The organism is Kitasatospora sp. NPDC059408 (genome assembly GCF_042751525.1).
Taxonomy (GTDB): domain Bacteria; phylum Actinomycetota; class Actinomycetes; order Streptomycetales; family Streptomycetaceae; genus Kitasatospora.
Genome location: NZ_JBHYWI010000102.1, coordinates 12,997 through 28,700, shown reverse-complemented (window position 1 = coordinate 28,700; position 15,704 = coordinate 12,997). Strand labels below are relative to the sequence as shown.

Genomic DNA, 15,704 nt, shown 5'->3' with positions numbered 1-15,704 from the left:
GGAGACGACGAGCGATTCGGGGCCGTTGATGGCGGCGATGGAGACGCGGTCGTTGAGGAGGGGGAGGATCTGTTCCTCGGTGGCCTGGACGGCGATCATGCCGCCTTCGCGCGGAAGGTCGGCCATGAGACGGGCACGCGCCGAGACGAGGGTGGTGGCGTCTTCGAGGTTCAGGATGCCGGCGAGGTGGGCGGCGGTGACTTCGCCGATGGAGTGCCCGAGAAGGTAGTCGGGGGTGATGCCCTGGCTCTCCAGCAATCGGTAGAGGGCGGTCTGGAGGGCGAAGAGGGCGGGTTGGGTGTGGCGGGTGTCGTTGATGAGTTCGGCCTGGGGTGTGCCGGGCTCGGCGAACATGATGTCCCGAAGTCCCGGTTCCAGCAGTGCGAGGACGCGGTCGAGTGCCTCGGCGAAGACGGGCTGGGTTTCGTAGAGTTCGCGGCCTGCGCCGGCGCGCTGGGAGCCCTGGCCGGAGAGCAGGAAGGCGAGCTTGCCGGATCCGGTCGCCGTCCCGCGCACGACGTTCGGTGAGGGTTCGCCGTCGGCCAACTGCTCCAAAGCGTGGGTGAGTTCGTCGAGGTCGCTGCCGATGACGACGCCCCGGTGCTCGAACGCGGTCCGAGTGGTGGCCAGCGAGTACGCGATGTCCAGCGGGTCGGCGGCGCCGAGGCGGCGATCGGTCCGCAGGGCCTCCAGCAGCCGTGCCGCCTGTCCGCGCAGGGCCTCCGGCGAGCGTCCGGACAGCACCCAGGACACCGGTCCGTCCGGCGCCGTCCGCGTCGGCCCGTCGGCCGGCGTCACGGGCGCCTCCGCCAGGACGACGTGGCAGTTGGTGCCCCCCATCCCGAAGGAGCTGACGCCCGCCAGCAGGGGCGCGTCGGGGGAGGGCCAGGCCGAGCGCTCGTCCTGGACCCGCAGGCCAAGTTCGCCGAGCGGGATCGCCGGGTTGGGGGACTCGTAGTTGAGGCTGGCCGGGAGTTCCCGGTGGCTGATGCTCAGGACGGCCTTGAGGAGGCCGACGATGCCCGCGGCTCCCTCCAGGTGGCCGACGTTGGTCTTGGCGGAACCGACCCGGAGGGCGGCGTCGCCCGACCGGCCCGCTCCGAGCACCGCGCCGAGGGCGGCGGCCTCCACCGGGTCGCCGACCCGGGTGCCGGTGCCGTGGAGCTCGACGTACTGCACCGCGGACGGTTCGACCCCGGCGTGCCCGTACGCCTGGCGCAGGACCTCGGCCTGCGCGTCGGGGCTGGGGACGGTGAGCCCGTCGGTGCCGCCGTCGCTGTTCACGGCACTGCCCCGGATGACCGCGTGGACGGGGTCGCCGTCCGCGAGCGCGCGGGCGAGGGGCTTGAGGACCACCGTCGCACCGCCCTCGCCGCGGACGTACCCGTTGGCGCGGGCGTCGAAGGTGAAGCAGCGTCCGTCGGGGGAGAGGCCGCCGAACTTGGCGGCGGTGATCGCGCTCTCCGGGATGAGGTTGAGGTTGACGCCGCCCGCGACGGCCAGGTCGGTCTCGCCGCGGCGCAGGCTCTCGCAGGCCAGGTGGACGGCGACCAGCGCGGAGGACTGCGCGGTGTCCACGGTCAGGCTGGGCCCGTGCAGGTCCAGGGTGTAGGAGACGCGGTTGGCGATGATGCCGCGGTTGAGTCCGGTGTTCGAGTGCTGGGTGATGGCCTCGGGACCGTACTGGTGCAGGAGCGTCGCGTAGTCGTCCCAGATCGCGCCGACGAAGACGCCGGTGCGGCTGCCGGCCAGGTCGGCGGGCCGGATGCGGGCGTCCTCCAGGGCCTCCCAGCTCAGCTCCAGGACCAGGCGCTGCTGCGGGTCCATGGCGGCGGCCTCGCGCGGCGAGATGCCGAAGAACCCGGCGTCGAAGCGGTCGACGTCGTCGAGGAAGGCGCCGTAGCGGGTGTTGATCTTCCCGGGGGCGGTCGGGTCCGCGTCGTGGAGGGCGTCGGCGTCCCAGCGGTCCGCGGGGGTGCGCGTGATCGCGTGCGAGCCGTCACGGAGGAGCCGCCAGAAGGACTCGGGATCGGGTGCCTGCGGCAGGCGGCACGAGAGCCCGATGATGGCGATCGGCTCCTGCGGTGCCGCGTACTCCGAGCCGGCGAGATCGAGATCACGCGTCATCTGCTGGACTGCCCCTCGTCGTGAGAGCTGTTCGGATGGGAGACCGCCCGCGGCCCCGGGCCGAAGGTCGGCCGGGTTGCGGACGGAGGTCCGGCCGGGACCCCGGCCGGTGGTCGGCCGGGAGCCCGTGCGGGACCGTGAACTGAAGGAGGTGCGAGCGCCGAGCAGGACGTCCCGCCAGGTGAAAGGCTCTCCCGGCGGGCTGATGGCGATCCTGGAGTCGATCTAAAGCCGGTCCGACCCGGTCAGAAACGGGCCGGGACGTTGCCCACGCCGCCCGCGCGACCGGCATCGGCGAGGACGGTGCGCAGCCGGCCGAGGAACTCGGGGCGGGACTCGGCGGTGAAGAAGTGGCCGCCGGGGATCACGCTCAGCCGGAAGCCGGCGGTGGTGTGCCGGGCCCAGCCCACCGCGTCCTCCCGGGGCAGCAGCGGGTCCGTCGAGCCGGTGAAGACGTCGATGGGACGGTCCAGCGGCGGCTCGGCCGCGGTCCGGCGGCTCAGACAGATCCGCAGGTCGTCGCGGAGCAGCGCGGTGGCGGTGCGCGCCCACTCCGGGAAGCGCAGCAGTTCGCCGGACATCCCGCCGAGCCGCACCGCCCAGTCGGCCAGTTCCCGGTCGGGCAGCCGCACCACGGGCCCGAGCCGGGAGGGCAGGTGCGGAGCCGGGTAGGCGCCGACCAGCAGCCGTTCGGGCAGCCGCTCGCCCCGGCGGGCCCGCAGTTGGGCGAGGTCGTAGGCCACGGCGGCGCCCATGCTGTGGCCGTAGAACGCGTACGGCCGGGTCAGGGCGGGGCCGAGTTCGTCGTCGAGTTCGGCGACGAGCCGTGCCATGTCGGTGACCCGAGCCTCCCTGATCCGGCGTTCCCGGCCGGGCAGTTGGACGGGCACGAGCGAGACGCCGCCGCCGAGGGCGGCTTGCCAGCCGGCGAACGCGGAGGCCGCGCCGCCGGCGTGGTGGAAGCAGAACAGCCGCAACCGGGCGGTGGGGTCGGGCGGGTTCGGCAGGTAGGCCGAGGCGGCGAGGGTCCCGTTCACTGCGGGTTGCCGAGCAACCGCCGACGGGCTTGCAGGGCGAGCAGCGAGGACTCCATGAACAGCCGGGGCAGGCCCTTGACGCCGCGCATCCGCAGGACCGACAGGATGGTCCAGAGCCCGACCTCGCGGACGTGCCGGGGGGACCCGTGGACGTCGTCGTTGGTGATCAGGTCGAGGTGTCGCACGTGCTGCCGGAGCAGGGCGCTCTCGGCCTGGGGGATGATCTCGTCGCGCAGGCTGGCGGCGTAGCCGACCGGAATGTCCAGGCCGGCGAGCTGGTCGGGCGTCAGGGCCCAGTCGCGCAGGCGGTCGGCGATCCCGGCGGGCTCGGTGCCGGTCAGGTGGGCCAGGGTGTCGCGGGTGATCCGCGGCATGGACCGCTGCGCCTCGGGGTCGGTGAAGAAGGCGTCGATCGGCGCGCCGACGGTGACCACGCCCTTGATCCGGGGATCGTCGACGGCGCAGCGCAGGGCCAGGTGCCCGCTGAAGCTCATGGCCAGCGCGTACGTCTGCGAGACGTCCGCGCGGTCCGCGATGGCGTCGAGCAGCTGGGAGAGCATCGCGGGGCTGTCGGCCCCGTAGGTGAGGGTGTTCTCGCCCACGCCCGGCAGTTCGGCCACGATGCCGGCCATGCCCAGCCGGCGCCCGTTCGCGAGGACCGGTGCCCACTGCTCCTTGACGGTGACGATGCCGCCCATGACCAGGAGGACGGGCAGGCGCTCGGTGCCGGACAGGCCGCTGGTCCAGCAGCGCACCCGTCCGCCGGGCAGGTCGAGGTCGAGCGGTTCGATGCCCGGCACGTCGCGCCGCCAGCGGTCGAAGGCGCTCACGCAGCGGTCCAGCGCGTCCTGGCGGGCCGGGCCGTCGACGAACGGGAAGCGCGCCATGTTGTAGTGCCGGCACGCGTCGAGCAGCCGGCCGGCCTGCTCCAGGCGCTCCGCCTGCCGGGTCCAGGCGGCGGCCCAGGAGTCCTCGGCGCCCTCGTCGTCGTTGCGGATCCGCCCGAGGACGGCGTTGTAGTGCTCGGGCGCCATGCGCTGCGAGCGGGCGTGCACGGTCACGTACTGCTTGAGCTCGGCGAGGTCGTTCGCGGTCATGCCGTCATCTCCAGCGCTATGCCGCCCTTGATCCACTTGCTGGACTCGACGGCGATGCCGAGGGCGCGGTCGTGCGGGGCCATCCGGGCCAGCAGCTGCTCGAACTGGAAGAACGGCAGGGCGTTGCCGGTGTTCCCGGTGCTGGTGACGCAGCTGATCTCGCGGGCGCCGGGCACTCCCAGCGACTCGACGATCCGGGCGGTCATCCGGCCGGAGAGCTGGGGCGGCAGCAGGTAGTCGAGGTCCGGCCAGTCGAGTTCGTCCTGCAGTTCGCCGAGGATCTCCGCGGCCATCGTCGGCACGGACTCCTCGATGGCCTTGTAGTCCTCGCTGGTGGCGGGGCCCGAGGCGTGGTGGTCGGCGGGGCCGTACCAGTCGACGACGTGGCCGGGTTCGCGGTCCAGGCCGGTGAGGCGGACCAGGATGCGGCGGATCGTCGGGGCGCCCGCGCGCGGTTCGGTGCTGAGCAGCGCGGCGCCCGCGCCGTCGCCGAACATGACGCCGGGCACCAGCTCGGCCGGGGTGAGGTCCTTCGGGTCCAGGGTGAGGTCCAGGTGCTTGGTGCACACGTCGCCGCCCAGGACCAGCGCCGTGCGGTGGCGTCCGGTGGAGAGCATCTGGTGCGCGACGTCGAGCGCCTGGAACGCGCCGGTGCAGCCGGACTGGAGCTGGAAGCTCGGCACGCCGTTGATGCCCAGCTGGTCGGCGATCACGTTGACGGTGGCGGGCATCAGCTGGTCGGGGCTGGAGGTGCCCATCACCACGAGGTCGACGTCCCCGGGGGAGAGCCCGGCGGTGGCGAACGCGCGCTCGGCGGCGATCCGGCCGAGGTCGGCGAGGCGGTAGCGGACCTCGCCGCTGTCCAGGTCGACGGAGAAGTGCCGCTGGCGGGTGCCGATGAACGCGTCGACCCACTGCTCCCAGATCTCGTCGACGCCGAAGCGCTTCGCCAGGGCGGCGTTGTCGACCGGGGGGCCCGGCAGTGCGGTTCCCACCGCTACCAGGCGTACGTCCGGGGCATCCATGGAAGGCCCTCCCTTCGCGGCTGTCCGCCGGTCACGGAGGTGCCACCGGCGGATTCGCGACTCATCGTCGGATGATCGTCTAAAGCCGCTCTAACGGAGGCCGCCCGGCCCCGGCGGCACCGGCGGGCGGTTTGGCGACGGTTAAGACCGCGCTGCGACGCTGCCCGAATGCCGTCTCGCCGAAGGGAGTCGTGTGACGTGTCCGGGATCCTGCGTTCCTGGGGCCGGCGGTGCGCCCGGGCGTTCTGGTCCATGCTGATCAGCTACGGAAGCTCCTGGGTCCACGTTCCGGTCCTGCCGCCCGAGGAGGATGGGCCGGGCCGGTGGCACCCCGAACGGCTCTGCCCGGAGGTTCCGCTGACGCCCCTCGAACGCTTCCTGGCGGAGCAGTTGGGCACCGGACCGTTCTGACCGCTCCGGTCGGCCGGAGCACGGACGCCTGCGTGAGGTCGCCGTTCCCGGCCGCCCGGGGCCGAGGGCCGGGACCCGGGGCAACCCCGGCGGACCGGGCGGCGGGTACGGGCCGGACCCGGCCGCGCGTTCGCGGCCGGGGCACCGGCCGCCCGGCTCAGCGGGTGGCGCCGGCCAGGCCGGTGAGCCGCTGCGCCACGTCCGCCGGGCTCGGCATCGCCGCGATCTCGGCGCGGACCTCGCGCGCGGCCCGGCGCAGCCCCTCGTCGGTGAGCAGCCGCTCCAGCAGCGCGGGGCCGATCTCCTCGGCACTCGCCCGGAGCCCCGCGCCGCGGGCGTGCACGGCGTCCGCGGTGATGAAGCGGTCGGAGCCGTCGGGCAGCACGAGTTGCGGGACGCCCGCGTCCAGCGCGCCGAGCGCGCTGGCGCTGCCGCCGTGGTGGACCGCCGCCGAGCAGGTGTCCAGCAGCGCCCGCCACGGCACCCAGCCGTACGCGCGGACGTTGTCCGGCAGCGTGCCGAGCGTGCTCAGGTCGAGTTCGCCGGTGGCCAGCACGAACTCCGCGTCGAGGCCGGCCGCCGCCGCGATCACCCGTTCGACCCTGGTCAGGCCGTCGGTCTTGGGCGGCACGGTGCCGAGCGTCACCGCGACGCGCGGCCGGCCGGCGGGCGCGGCCAGCGGTGCCGGGACGCCGCCCTCGCCGTTGTACGAGACGGGCCGCATCGAGCAGCCGTACAGGTCGCCCCCCGTCGTGCTCGGTGGTGCGAGGTCGATGGTCTCGGCCGGCTCGGGCAGCCGGTCGATCCCGTGCCGCGCGAAGGTGTCCGCCATCTCGGCGAGCATCAGCGCGCGCAGCTTCGGGGTGCGGACGAAGCCCAGGTCGTGCTGGACGGCGGGCACGCCCAGGCGGGCCGCCGCGAGCAGGGCCACCGGGAACTGGTACTCGTACACCACGAGGTCCGGCCGCCACCGTGCGGCGAGTTCGACCACCGCGTCGGCCACCCGGCTGTTGACGTGGGCGGCGAGCGGCACGAACGCCTCGCGGTCGGCCGAGTTGGTCGCGATCACCCGCTCCATCAGGTCGGGCCGCCGGGTGCGGCCGGCCTCCCTGATCTCCTTGCGCCAGTCGACGCCGGGGGCGATGGACAGGTACGGCAGCCCGGACGCGGCGACCGGCTCGCCGCCGTCCATCGAGGCCACCGCGACCTCGTGGCCGAGCCCGCGCATCGCCCTGGCGAGCGGGACCAGCGGGAAGAGGTGGCCGAAGCCGGGGGCGCCGGCGAACAGTACGCGCATGGGAGGAACCTCGGTCGTCGGGACGGGCGGGATCAGGAGGAGGCCCGGTGCAGGGCGGCTTCGAGGCCGTTCAGCACGGCGTTGCAGTCGCGGTGCAGGGTGGCGGCGTCGACGGCGGTCAGCAGGTAGACGCCGAGCCAGTTGCGCGACCCCGCGGCCGGGTCGAAGGCCGGGACCGGCTCGCCCTCGGGCAGGGCGAAGGCCGGCACGGCCTCGATGGTGCTGCCCGGCGACAGCAGGCCCTGCCAGTCCACGGCCCGCGGGTTCCAGACCGGGCTGCTCCGCCAGGGCGTCCCGGCCGCGTCGGCCGGGACGACGGCCACCGACGCGGCGGCCCTGACCCCGTCGGTGAGCATGGCCGCGGGGTAGTCGACGCGCTCGCCGAGCAACTGCCGCACCAGCATGCCGATCGGGTCGAGCCCGAAGACCTCGTGGACCTGCCGGGTCGTCAGCAGGCCGCCGAACCTCGCGGCGGTCTCGATGACCACCAGCCCGCCGTCCGCCATGAGCTTCAGCTCGGTGTGCGTGCCGCAGTTCTCCAGCCCGAGCGCGTCGACGGCCTGCCGCGAGACCTCCTCGATCCGGCGCTGCACCGGCACCGGGAGGACCGCGGGCGAGGTGCTGGCCACCTCGACGAAGGAGGGCACGGTCGGCAGCTTGGCGGTGATGGCCAGCGGGTGGTAGACGCCGTCCGCGACGATCCCCTCCACGCTCACGTAGTCGCCGTAGCCGGGCTCCTCGTACCAGCCCGCGGTGGAGCCCTGGGCGATCTCCTCGACCAGCCGGTCCCGGTCGGTGTCCGCGGCGTAGAGCTCGTTCATGCCGACCCGGCTGCCGGCCCGCAGCCCGCGCTCGATCTCCTCCCACGCCGGGGCGGCGTCCTCGGGCGCGTCCAGCACGATCTGTGCCACCGACCCGGCGCCCCAGGCCGGCTTGAGCAGCAGTGGGGGCGTCAGCCCGGCCAGCGCGGCGTCCAGGTCGGCGAGGCCGTCGACCCGGCGGAAGGCGGGTATCGGCACGCCGGCCGCGGCCCACGCCTCCCGCATCAGCCGCTTGTCCCGGGCGCGGAGGATCCCCTCGCCGGCCCCGGCCAGCCCGAGCCGGCTCGCCGCGTGCGCGACGGCCAGCACGGCGAACTCCGAGAGGGTCAGCACCGCGTCGGCCCCGACGGCCTTCGCGTGCTCCACGATCAGCTCGACGAGCTCGTCGCCGCGCGGGGCGTCCGGCACGAGTTCGATGCTCGTACAGCTCGGACGCCAGACCTCCTCCGCGGTCGTGGGCAGCGGTGCCAGCGCGAGGACGTGCACCTCGCCGCAGGCGGCGATGCGCGGGAAGGCGTATTCGAGCGGGGCTCCGCCCTTGACGTAGACGTACAGGATCTTGTTCAACTTCGGCTCTCCGGAAGGAAGTTCAGTTGGCCCGGCGGCACGTGCGAGCTGCCTCGCGCAGGCCTGCACAGGGCTGGGGGCTAAAGGTGCGGGACTCGTCAGCCGGCGGTGCGGAAGGGGCGCACCTGCAGCAGGCTGATCCGGTCGCCCTCGACCGCCCACTCGACGTCGACCGGGGCGTCGTACGCCTCGTCGGGCGAGAAGTGTGACTGCAGCAGCCGGCTGATCAGGGCCAGCCGGCCCAGGACGTCCTTGGTCCCGCCGTCCAGGTCGGCGCCGGCGGTGCCCAGCGAGACCGTGCGGCTGCCGCCCTCCATCGTGTTGCACAGGTACTGGATCGGGGCGCCCCGGCCGGTGACGACGTCGGTCACCGAGCGCGGCGAGATGTTGAGGAGGACGTTGCGGAAGTCCCCCGGGCTCAGCGGGTTGCAGCTCACCAGGACGCCGCCGACGGTGGCACCCACCTGCTCCTGGACGATCACGCCCATGCGGCAGTGCTCCGGCGGGATGCCGGCCTGGCTCCGCAGCAGCACCGCGCGCGGCGACAGCAGCGACGCCCACACCTCCCGGACCGCGTCGAGGAGCGCATCGTCCGGGGTCGTACCCGGGGCCATGCCGCCCGCACTCCCGACGTTCGCCACCGACTCGTACAGGCCGGCGGCCGAGAAGCCGGGCAGGTCCTCGGCGTTGGAGGAGCTGCGGACGACCAGGACGGGCGCGCCGTACAGGTGCCGGCCGACGGCCCGGTCGATCTCGGTGCGGATCGGTCCGGGTACCGGGACGGTGCGGATCAGCCGCTGCGCTTCGAGGCAGAGCTCCTCGACCCGCTGGGCCGAAGTCCCGTGGGACAGAGCCGAATCGATCGCTCCGACGACTCCCCGGAGCTCCGCCGACGAGTCGAGGAAGCACTGCTGGAGGGCGAAGGGCAGAACGATCCCGCGCGGAACCTGGGCGTGCTCCTTCACCAACTGCTGTGCGGAGAAGTCGAGTTCCGCGATGTCCGCGTCCTCCGGGAGGTCGAGCTGCCGGGCCAGGTAGCGCAGCAGGTTGTCCCGGGGCGGCCGGGGCGCGCGGTAGAAGCCGAGCCAGCGCGGCGAGCCGTGCTGCAGCAGGTGGGTGAGCTCGCCGAGGCCCGCCGCTTTGGTGCCGAACCGGACGTGGTCGCCGGCGCGCAGCTCGGACAGCGGGGCGATCGGCGTGGGCGTGAGGTCGGGCACGTCCACGACGACGCGGTCGCCCGGCGCGGCGGGCCGCGTGTCCCCGGGGCTGCCCGGCTCCGCGGCCTCCAGGAGGAAGTCCTCGCCGTCCGCCGCGACCCGGTAGCGCACCCACCGCCCGGCGAGCCCGGCACGCTCGATCCGTTCGACGGCCCCGAGGCCGACGGCGTTGGGGATCCGCCAGCCGGCGGCCATCACGTTGATGTGGGAGAGCGGCGTGGTGTGCTCGGTGTGGATGATCCCGGACACCCGGGGGATGTCCTCGGGCACCCGTGGCATCACCACGATGTCGTGCCACGCCAGCGGCTCGGGATCACCCCGGTACTCCTCCTCCGACCGGAACACCCGCAGCCGCCCGTGGGCCGCTCCGGCCGCGAGCGGCACGAACGCGGCGGTGGAGTAGAGCTCGTGGGACAGTACGCGCGGTATCTCGCTCTCCGGGATGCGGGCGACGTATCCCTCCTGCCGGTGGTTGGCCGGCTTGAGGACCAGCGCCAGCGCCGGGTCGACGTGCTCGCGCACCCGGTGGAAGAAGTGCCGCAGCATCTCCTGGGACATGGTGTCGACGTCGACCGTTTCCAGGGACAGGAATTCGCCGTGGCGGGTGTGGTGGGTGTGGTGCGCGAGAGTGCCGAGATAGAAGCGGCGATCGGGATTCCGGTAAACCTCGTCGTTGAACGCGTCGAGCCCGCGGGCCAGTTCGTCGATCGACATTCCGAGGATCTCGCTCGCGATGTACCGGACGTGGAGGGTGCCGTCGGCACTGTCGATGAAGTGGAGTACCGACTCCTGACGGTCGAGTACGACCTTCACATAGGGGTAGCCCCCGACCTGCCCGGCGAGCCGGGAGAACTCCTGGAGCGTGAGCTGTTCATCTGGAAGGCGGGGCCGCGTGGTCGCGTCGTTGCGATCCGACCGGGTAGTGCGCACAGTTCAGCCATTCGTCATCGTGTACACGATCATGTGTACTTGGTGCAGAAGGGTGGTACGGCTACGCACACACTGCCATCGAATATGAAGGTTTGACGAATGATCACACGGCATCAGGCCATCGTGAATCGTTTCGGCCAGGTAAACGGCCGCCAATGAATGATGTGACCCTCGCGGCTGTGGCAAGGGTCACATCGGGGATGTGCGTCCGGATGCTTGATGTGCGATCAAGCGCATCCGGAATTACCGATAAAGGTTCACCTGTTTGAGAGTGGCCTGTTTGAAGTGCCCGTTCCTCGGTCCCGGTCCCGGTCCCGGCCCGGCACGTCGGTCCGGACCCGGGGAGTGATCTCCGCGCCGCGCGACAGGATGAAGCGGAGCTCGCGCAGGGCGGTGATGTCCCGCAGCGGGTCGCCCTCGACGGCGATCAGGTCGGCGCGCAGGCCGGGCGCGATCCTGCCGGTGAGGGTGGCGACCCGCAGGGCCCGGGCCGCCTGGGAGGTCGCCGACTCCAGGACCCGCGCGGGCGGGACACCGAGTCGCGCCATGCCGATCAGGCCTTCCACGTACGCGTGGTGGGGCGTGCCGTCGGTGCCCGCGTCGGTTCCGGCGATGATCCGGACGCCGTGGCGGTACAGGACGGGCAGGGCCGGCCGGATCGGAGGGCGGTGCGGGTCCGGCTGCTCCAGGCGCGCACTGAACCGGACACTGATGGTCGGACACACGTGCACGTCGGCCGCGGCGAGCGCGCGGACCAGCTCGGGCTCCGGAGCTATCACGCCGGACGGGTCGAGGAAGCTGCAGTGCTCGATGGTGTGCACGCCGGCCCGGAGCGCGGCCGCTATCCCGCCGCTGCCGTGTGCGTGCGCGGCGACCGGCAGGCCCGCCCGCCCGGCCTCGTCGACGACCGCGGCGAGCTCCGGCCCGGTGAACTGGCCCTGCCAGGAGGACGAGCCGTCCGTCAGCGCCCCACCGGTCGCCATGACCTTGATGACGCTGACACCGGACCGGGCCTGCTCCCGCACCGCCCGGCGCAGTGCCGCTTCGCCCAGGCAGGCGCCGCCCATGAACCAGCAGTGGCCTCCCGGAGTGGTCAACGGGGCGCCCGAGACGAGCAGTTCGGGCCCCGGTGCGCGGCCCGAGCGGATCGTCTCGCGGACGCGCACGCCGAGGCCGCCCGGAGCACCGAGGTCCCGGGCGGTGGTGACGCCCGCCGACAGCAACTCCGCCGCGTTGCGGAGCATCAGTGCGAACAGCTCCTCGTCGGAGGCGGCGCGCATCCGGTCCATGGCGCCGGAAGCGCCGTCCAGCGCCAGATGGACGTGGCTGTCGACGAAACCCGGCATGAGGGTCAGCGGCCCGAGGTCCACCTGCTCGCTGGACCGTCTCAGCCGTCCCGGCAGTTCCCGTCGGGGACCGACCCAGCGGATCGTCCCGTGGTCCACCAGCACCCCGCCGTGCCGGAGGTGTCCGCGCGTCCCGCCGAGAAACAGGCGGTCCGCCGTGTAGTACCTCACCCTGGTCACTCATTTCGTTCGAGGTGTCCGGCGTTCCCCGGGCCGGCTGCGGGCGGAGCGGGGCCGGGGCCGGCGCCCCCGCTCCGCCCCGCCACCGTGTCGGCGGTCAGTAGTTGCCGAGGCCGCCGCACACGTTCAGCGCCTGGGCCGTGATGGAGGCGGCGAGGTCGCCGGCGAGGTAGCCGACGAGGCCGGCGACCTCCTCGGGGGTCGAATAGCGGCCGAGCGGAATCTTGGCCTGGAACCTGGTCAGCACGTCCTCCTCGGTGGTGCCCCAGTGCGCCGCGTAGCCCTGGCGGACCCGGGCCGCCATCGGGGTCTCCACGTAGCCGGGGCAGACCGCGTTCACGGTGATCCCGCTCTGGGCGAGTTCCTTGCCGAGCGCCTTCGTGAACCCGATGACGCCGTGCTTCGACGCGGAGTACGGGGCCGCCAGTTCGACGCCCTGCTTGCCGCCGGTGGAGGCGATGTTGATGATGCGCCCGTGTCCGCTCTCCAGCATGCCGCCGTCGGAGAGCACCTCGCGGGTGATCCGGAAGACGCTGTTGAGGTTGGTCTCGATGACGGCCTCCCACAGGTCGTCCGGCAGGTCGGCGGTGGCTCCGCCGCCGCCGCGCCCCGCGTTGTTGACCAGGACCCGGACCGGCCCGAAGCGCTCCACGGCGGCCCGCACGAGGTGCTTGATGTCGGCCTTGGACGTGACGTCGGTGGCGATGCCGTCGGCGTCGATGCCCTGCGCACGCAGCTTGTCCACCGTGGCGGAGACGGTGTCACCGCTGCGGCCGCAGAGGAAGACCGGGTGCCCCTGTGCGCCGAGCAACTCGGCGATCGCGTAGCCGATCCCGCTCGTTCCGCCGGTGACCAGTGCCGGGCGACGGTCGTTCGTCCGCGGGTCCTCGGTCCGGGAGGCCGCTTCTGCCACTGCCATGGTGTGTCCTTTCGCGGAGGTGTTCACGGGAGCCTCGGTGAGGTGCGGTCCACGGGGCGGAAGAGGATCCGCCGCACCGCGCGGTCGATCTCGGCCGCCGGGTCCGGCCGTGCTCCGGCGGACCGCCAGGCCACGAACCGGTCCGGGCGCACCAGCACGGCCCCGGCGGCGTCGATGCCGTACGCGGCGGCGAAACCTCCGTCGTCGTCCGCCAATTCGGTTCCGGCTCCGACGAGGTGCGTTCGGAGGGAGACCCCGAGCGTGCGCGCGACGCGTCCGGCGGCCTCGGCCCACGCGACCCCGGCGGGTCCGGTGAGCAGCACGAACGTCCGGCCGAAGAGCGCGGTGGTGGAGGTGGCCGTGCCGTTCGGGCGGGTGAGCCGGACGTAGGGGGCGTGCGAGCCGGGCCGCCCCGTCGGGCGCGCGGGGTCCTCGAACAGCTCGCCCCCGTCGTCGGGCTCGGTGAGCACCGCCCCGCGGGGGAAGCGGTAGCCGAACGCGATCACCGGCGGGGGCAGTGGCGGGGTGTGCGGTCCGTCGGCGAGCTCGGGGGCGATGCGGTCGACGAGATTGGCGAACTGTTGCTCCACCAACTCCTCGGCGTACGGGCGGCGTTCCGTGTCATGGGTGTCGAGCAGGCCCTCTCCCGCGGTGCCCTGCAGGACGGCCGCGAGCTTCCAGCCCAGGTAGAGCCCGTCCAGGTACGCGGTGTTGCCGCCCAGGCCGCCGGTCGGCGGCATGACGTGCGCGGCGTCGCCAACGAGCAGGACCCGGCCGTCACGGAACCGCTCGGCGACCCCGCAGGAGATCTCGGTCCGGCTGGTCTCCTCGATCTTCACCGCGGTGTCCGGGATGCCGAGGTCGGAGCGGATCTGCGCGACGACGGTCTCCTCGCGACTCCACCAGCCGTCCGGGAGGTCGGGTGTGAGGTTGCGGAAGTACCCGTACAGACCGGGCACTTCCGTGTTGAACAGGACTGCGCGGCCCACGTGGAAGGCGGCGAAGCGGCGGCCGTCGGCAGCGCCGTCCGTGTGCGAGAGCTGCTCGCTCAGATCGGCCCGGAACATGACGCGCAGCACGGTGCCGACCGTGCCGCGACCGCGGAGCGGGATGCCGAGGTCCTGCCGGACGCCGCTGCGCCAGCCATCGGCCGCGACCAGGTACTTCGCCCGGATGCTCCGCCGCTCGCCGGTGGTCGTCCCCTCGGTGACGGCGGTGACCCCGGTGGCGTCCTGGACGAACGACACGAGCCGGGTCGAGAAGCGGAGCCGGGCGCCCAGCTCGGTCGCCCGGTCGGCGAGCACGGCCTCCACGGTGGACTGGCTGGCGGTGCCCCAGTCCTCCGGGGAGAGGTGCCGCATGCTCAGCTGGTCGCCGCTCATCAGCGTCCGCGAGACCGGGCCCGCGAGGGACTCGGCGACGACCAGCCGGAAGTCGCTGCGGTACTCCCGCCCCCGTTCCCGCACCTCCCCGGCGACGCCGGCGATGGCCATGGCCTCCATGGCGTGCGGGTACTGGCCGGTGGCCTTCACCGCGGTCGACGTGCCCGGGCGGTGCTCGACCACCAGGGCCGGCACGCCGTGCAGGCCGAGGAAGACGGCGGTGCTGAGGCCGCCCGGACCCGCCCCGACCACCAGGACGGGGACGGTCTCCTCGGTTCCGTCCGCTCCGGACACCGGCGGAGCCGCGACCGGATCGGGGTGTTCGGCTGACTGTGGCATGACGTTGGCTCCTTGTCCGGGCGATCAGGGGAGGAGGACGACACGACCCAGCTGGGCCCGGTTCTCGATGACCCGGTGGGCCTCGGCGGCTTCGGCCAGCGGCAGCGTGGTGTGCACGGCGACGCGCAGTTCGCCGGAGGCCACCAGCCGGACGAGCTCACGGCGCGCCTGCGTGACCCCGACCGGGTCGGCCTTCGCCCAGGCGTCGAGGGAAGTGCCCACCACGTAGGTGAGGCCGAGGAGTTCGGTCATCGCGAGGTTCGCGACCCGGCCCCCGCCGCCCGCGAAACCGTAGTAGACCAGCCGCCCGTAGGGCTTGAGCAGTTTGAGGCCGTCCTTGAACACGTCCCCCTCGACGCTGTCGAGCACGACGTCGACGCCGGACCGGCCGGTGAGCTCGCGGACCCGCTCCGCCCAGTCCGGCTGCCGGTAGTCGACGACGGCGTCGGCGCCGTGCGCGCGGACGAAGTCGGCCTTGGCGGGCGAGCCGACCGTGCCGATCACCCGGCCCGCGCCGCGCAGCGCGGCGAGCTGGGTGACGAGGTGTCCGATCGCGCCGGCCGCCGCGTGGACCAGTACCGTCTCGCCCTTGGCGATGCGGGCGGCGTCGAGGACGCTCCAGGCGGTCTGCGCGGTGGAGCCGAGTGCGGTCGCGGTGGCCGCATCGAGGTCCTCGGGTACGACCAGGACCCGGTCGGCATCGACGACGACGAAGTCCGCGTACGCGGCCGGCACGCCGAATGCCACGACCCGCGTTCCGGGGGCCGGACCGTCGGCGCCCGAACCGAGCGCCTCGACCCGGCCGACCACGTCGCCCCCGGGCCGGCCGGGTAGCGGGGACGGGAACGGTGCGGTGTTGCCGCGCAGTTGGGTCTCGATGAAGTTGACGCCGATGGCTTCGGTGCGCAGGAGCAGTTGCGCGGGGCCGGGCGTGGGCACCGGAGCGTCCTCGACGCGCAGGACGTCGGGAGAGCCGTGCTCGTGGTAGCTGATCAGTCGCATGGGAACC

The 15,704-nt window shown here is 73.3% G+C and carries 12 protein-coding genes; 1 reads left to right on the top strand and 11 read right to left on the bottom strand.

What is annotated here, in order from left to right; genetic code table 11:
• The 4 genes from ACFXDE_RS38970 to ACFXDE_RS38955 all read right to left on the bottom strand — a co-directional run.
• On the bottom strand, positions 1-2,127 hold a 2,127-nt coding region (locus ACFXDE_RS38970; RefSeq protein WP_380499060.1), incomplete at its 3' end, for a type I polyketide synthase.
• 245 nt (positions 2,128-2,372) lie between these two features.
• Positions 2,373-3,164, bottom strand: a complete 792-nt coding sequence (locus tag ACFXDE_RS38965; protein WP_380499059.1) for a thioesterase II family protein — start codon at positions 3,162-3,164, stop codon at positions 2,373-2,375.
• Positions 3,161-4,261 carry an alpha/beta fold hydrolase gene (locus ACFXDE_RS38960; RefSeq protein WP_380499058.1) on the bottom strand — a complete coding sequence of 367 codons (1,101 nt, stop codon included), beginning with the start codon at positions 4,259-4,261 and terminating at the stop codon, positions 3,161-3,163. Before ACFXDE_RS38960 ends, ACFXDE_RS38965 begins: the two co-directional genes overlap by 4 nt.
• The gene (locus ACFXDE_RS38955) at positions 4,258-5,286 is read right to left on the bottom strand and encodes a 3-oxoacyl-ACP synthase III family protein (RefSeq protein WP_380499057.1); all 1,029 of its coding nucleotides are present in this window, start codon (positions 5,284-5,286) and stop codon (positions 4,258-4,260) included. Before ACFXDE_RS38955 ends, ACFXDE_RS38960 begins: the two co-directional genes overlap by 4 nt.
• 198 nt (positions 5,287-5,484) lie before the next feature.
• On the opposite strand from ACFXDE_RS38955, the gene ACFXDE_RS38950 reads away from it, so the two are divergent.
• Entirely contained in the window at positions 5,485-5,697 is a 213-nt protein-coding gene (locus ACFXDE_RS38950) for a DUF6059 family protein (RefSeq protein WP_380499056.1), read from the top strand.
• 157 nt (positions 5,698-5,854) lie between these two features.
• Here the strand turns inward: ACFXDE_RS38950 and ACFXDE_RS38945 are convergent, their stop codons facing one another.
• From ACFXDE_RS38945 to ACFXDE_RS38915, 7 genes are all read right to left on the bottom strand, one after another.
• Positions 5,855-6,994, bottom strand: coding sequence for a nucleotide disphospho-sugar-binding domain-containing protein (locus tag ACFXDE_RS38945; RefSeq protein WP_380499055.1), 1,140 nt, complete (start codon positions 6,992-6,994; stop codon positions 5,855-5,857).
• Positions 6,995-7,026: 32 nt separating this feature from the next.
• Entirely contained in the window at positions 7,027-8,382 is a 1,356-nt protein-coding gene (locus ACFXDE_RS38940) for an acetyl-CoA carboxylase biotin carboxylase subunit family protein (RefSeq protein WP_380499054.1), read from the bottom strand.
• Between the two features lie 98 nt (positions 8,383-8,480).
• The gene (locus ACFXDE_RS38935; RefSeq protein WP_380499053.1) at positions 8,481-10,529 is read right to left on the bottom strand and encodes a PEP/pyruvate-binding domain-containing protein; all 2,049 of its coding nucleotides are present in this window, start codon (positions 10,527-10,529) and stop codon (positions 8,481-8,483) included.
• Between the two features lie 257 nt (positions 10,530-10,786).
• The gene (locus tag ACFXDE_RS38930; protein ID WP_380499052.1) at positions 10,787-12,055 is read right to left on the bottom strand and encodes an amidohydrolase family protein; all 1,269 of its coding nucleotides are present in this window, start codon (positions 12,053-12,055) and stop codon (positions 10,787-10,789) included.
• 97 nt (positions 12,056-12,152) lie between these two features.
• Complete coding sequence (fabG, locus tag ACFXDE_RS38925) at positions 12,153-12,974, bottom strand: 3-oxoacyl-ACP reductase FabG (RefSeq protein WP_380499051.1); 822 nt, start codon at positions 12,972-12,974, stop codon at positions 12,153-12,155.
• A gap of 23 nt (positions 12,975-12,997) precedes the next feature.
• A complete protein-coding gene (locus ACFXDE_RS38920) occupies positions 12,998-14,695 on the bottom strand; it encodes an FAD-dependent monooxygenase (RefSeq protein ID WP_380499050.1) in 1,698 nt (565 codons plus the stop codon).
• A gap of 24 nt (positions 14,696-14,719) precedes the next feature.
• Positions 14,720-15,697, bottom strand: a complete 978-nt coding sequence (locus tag ACFXDE_RS38915; protein WP_380499049.1) for a zinc-binding alcohol dehydrogenase family protein — start codon at positions 15,695-15,697, stop codon at positions 14,720-14,722.
• Positions 15,698-15,704: the final 7 nt, after the last annotated feature.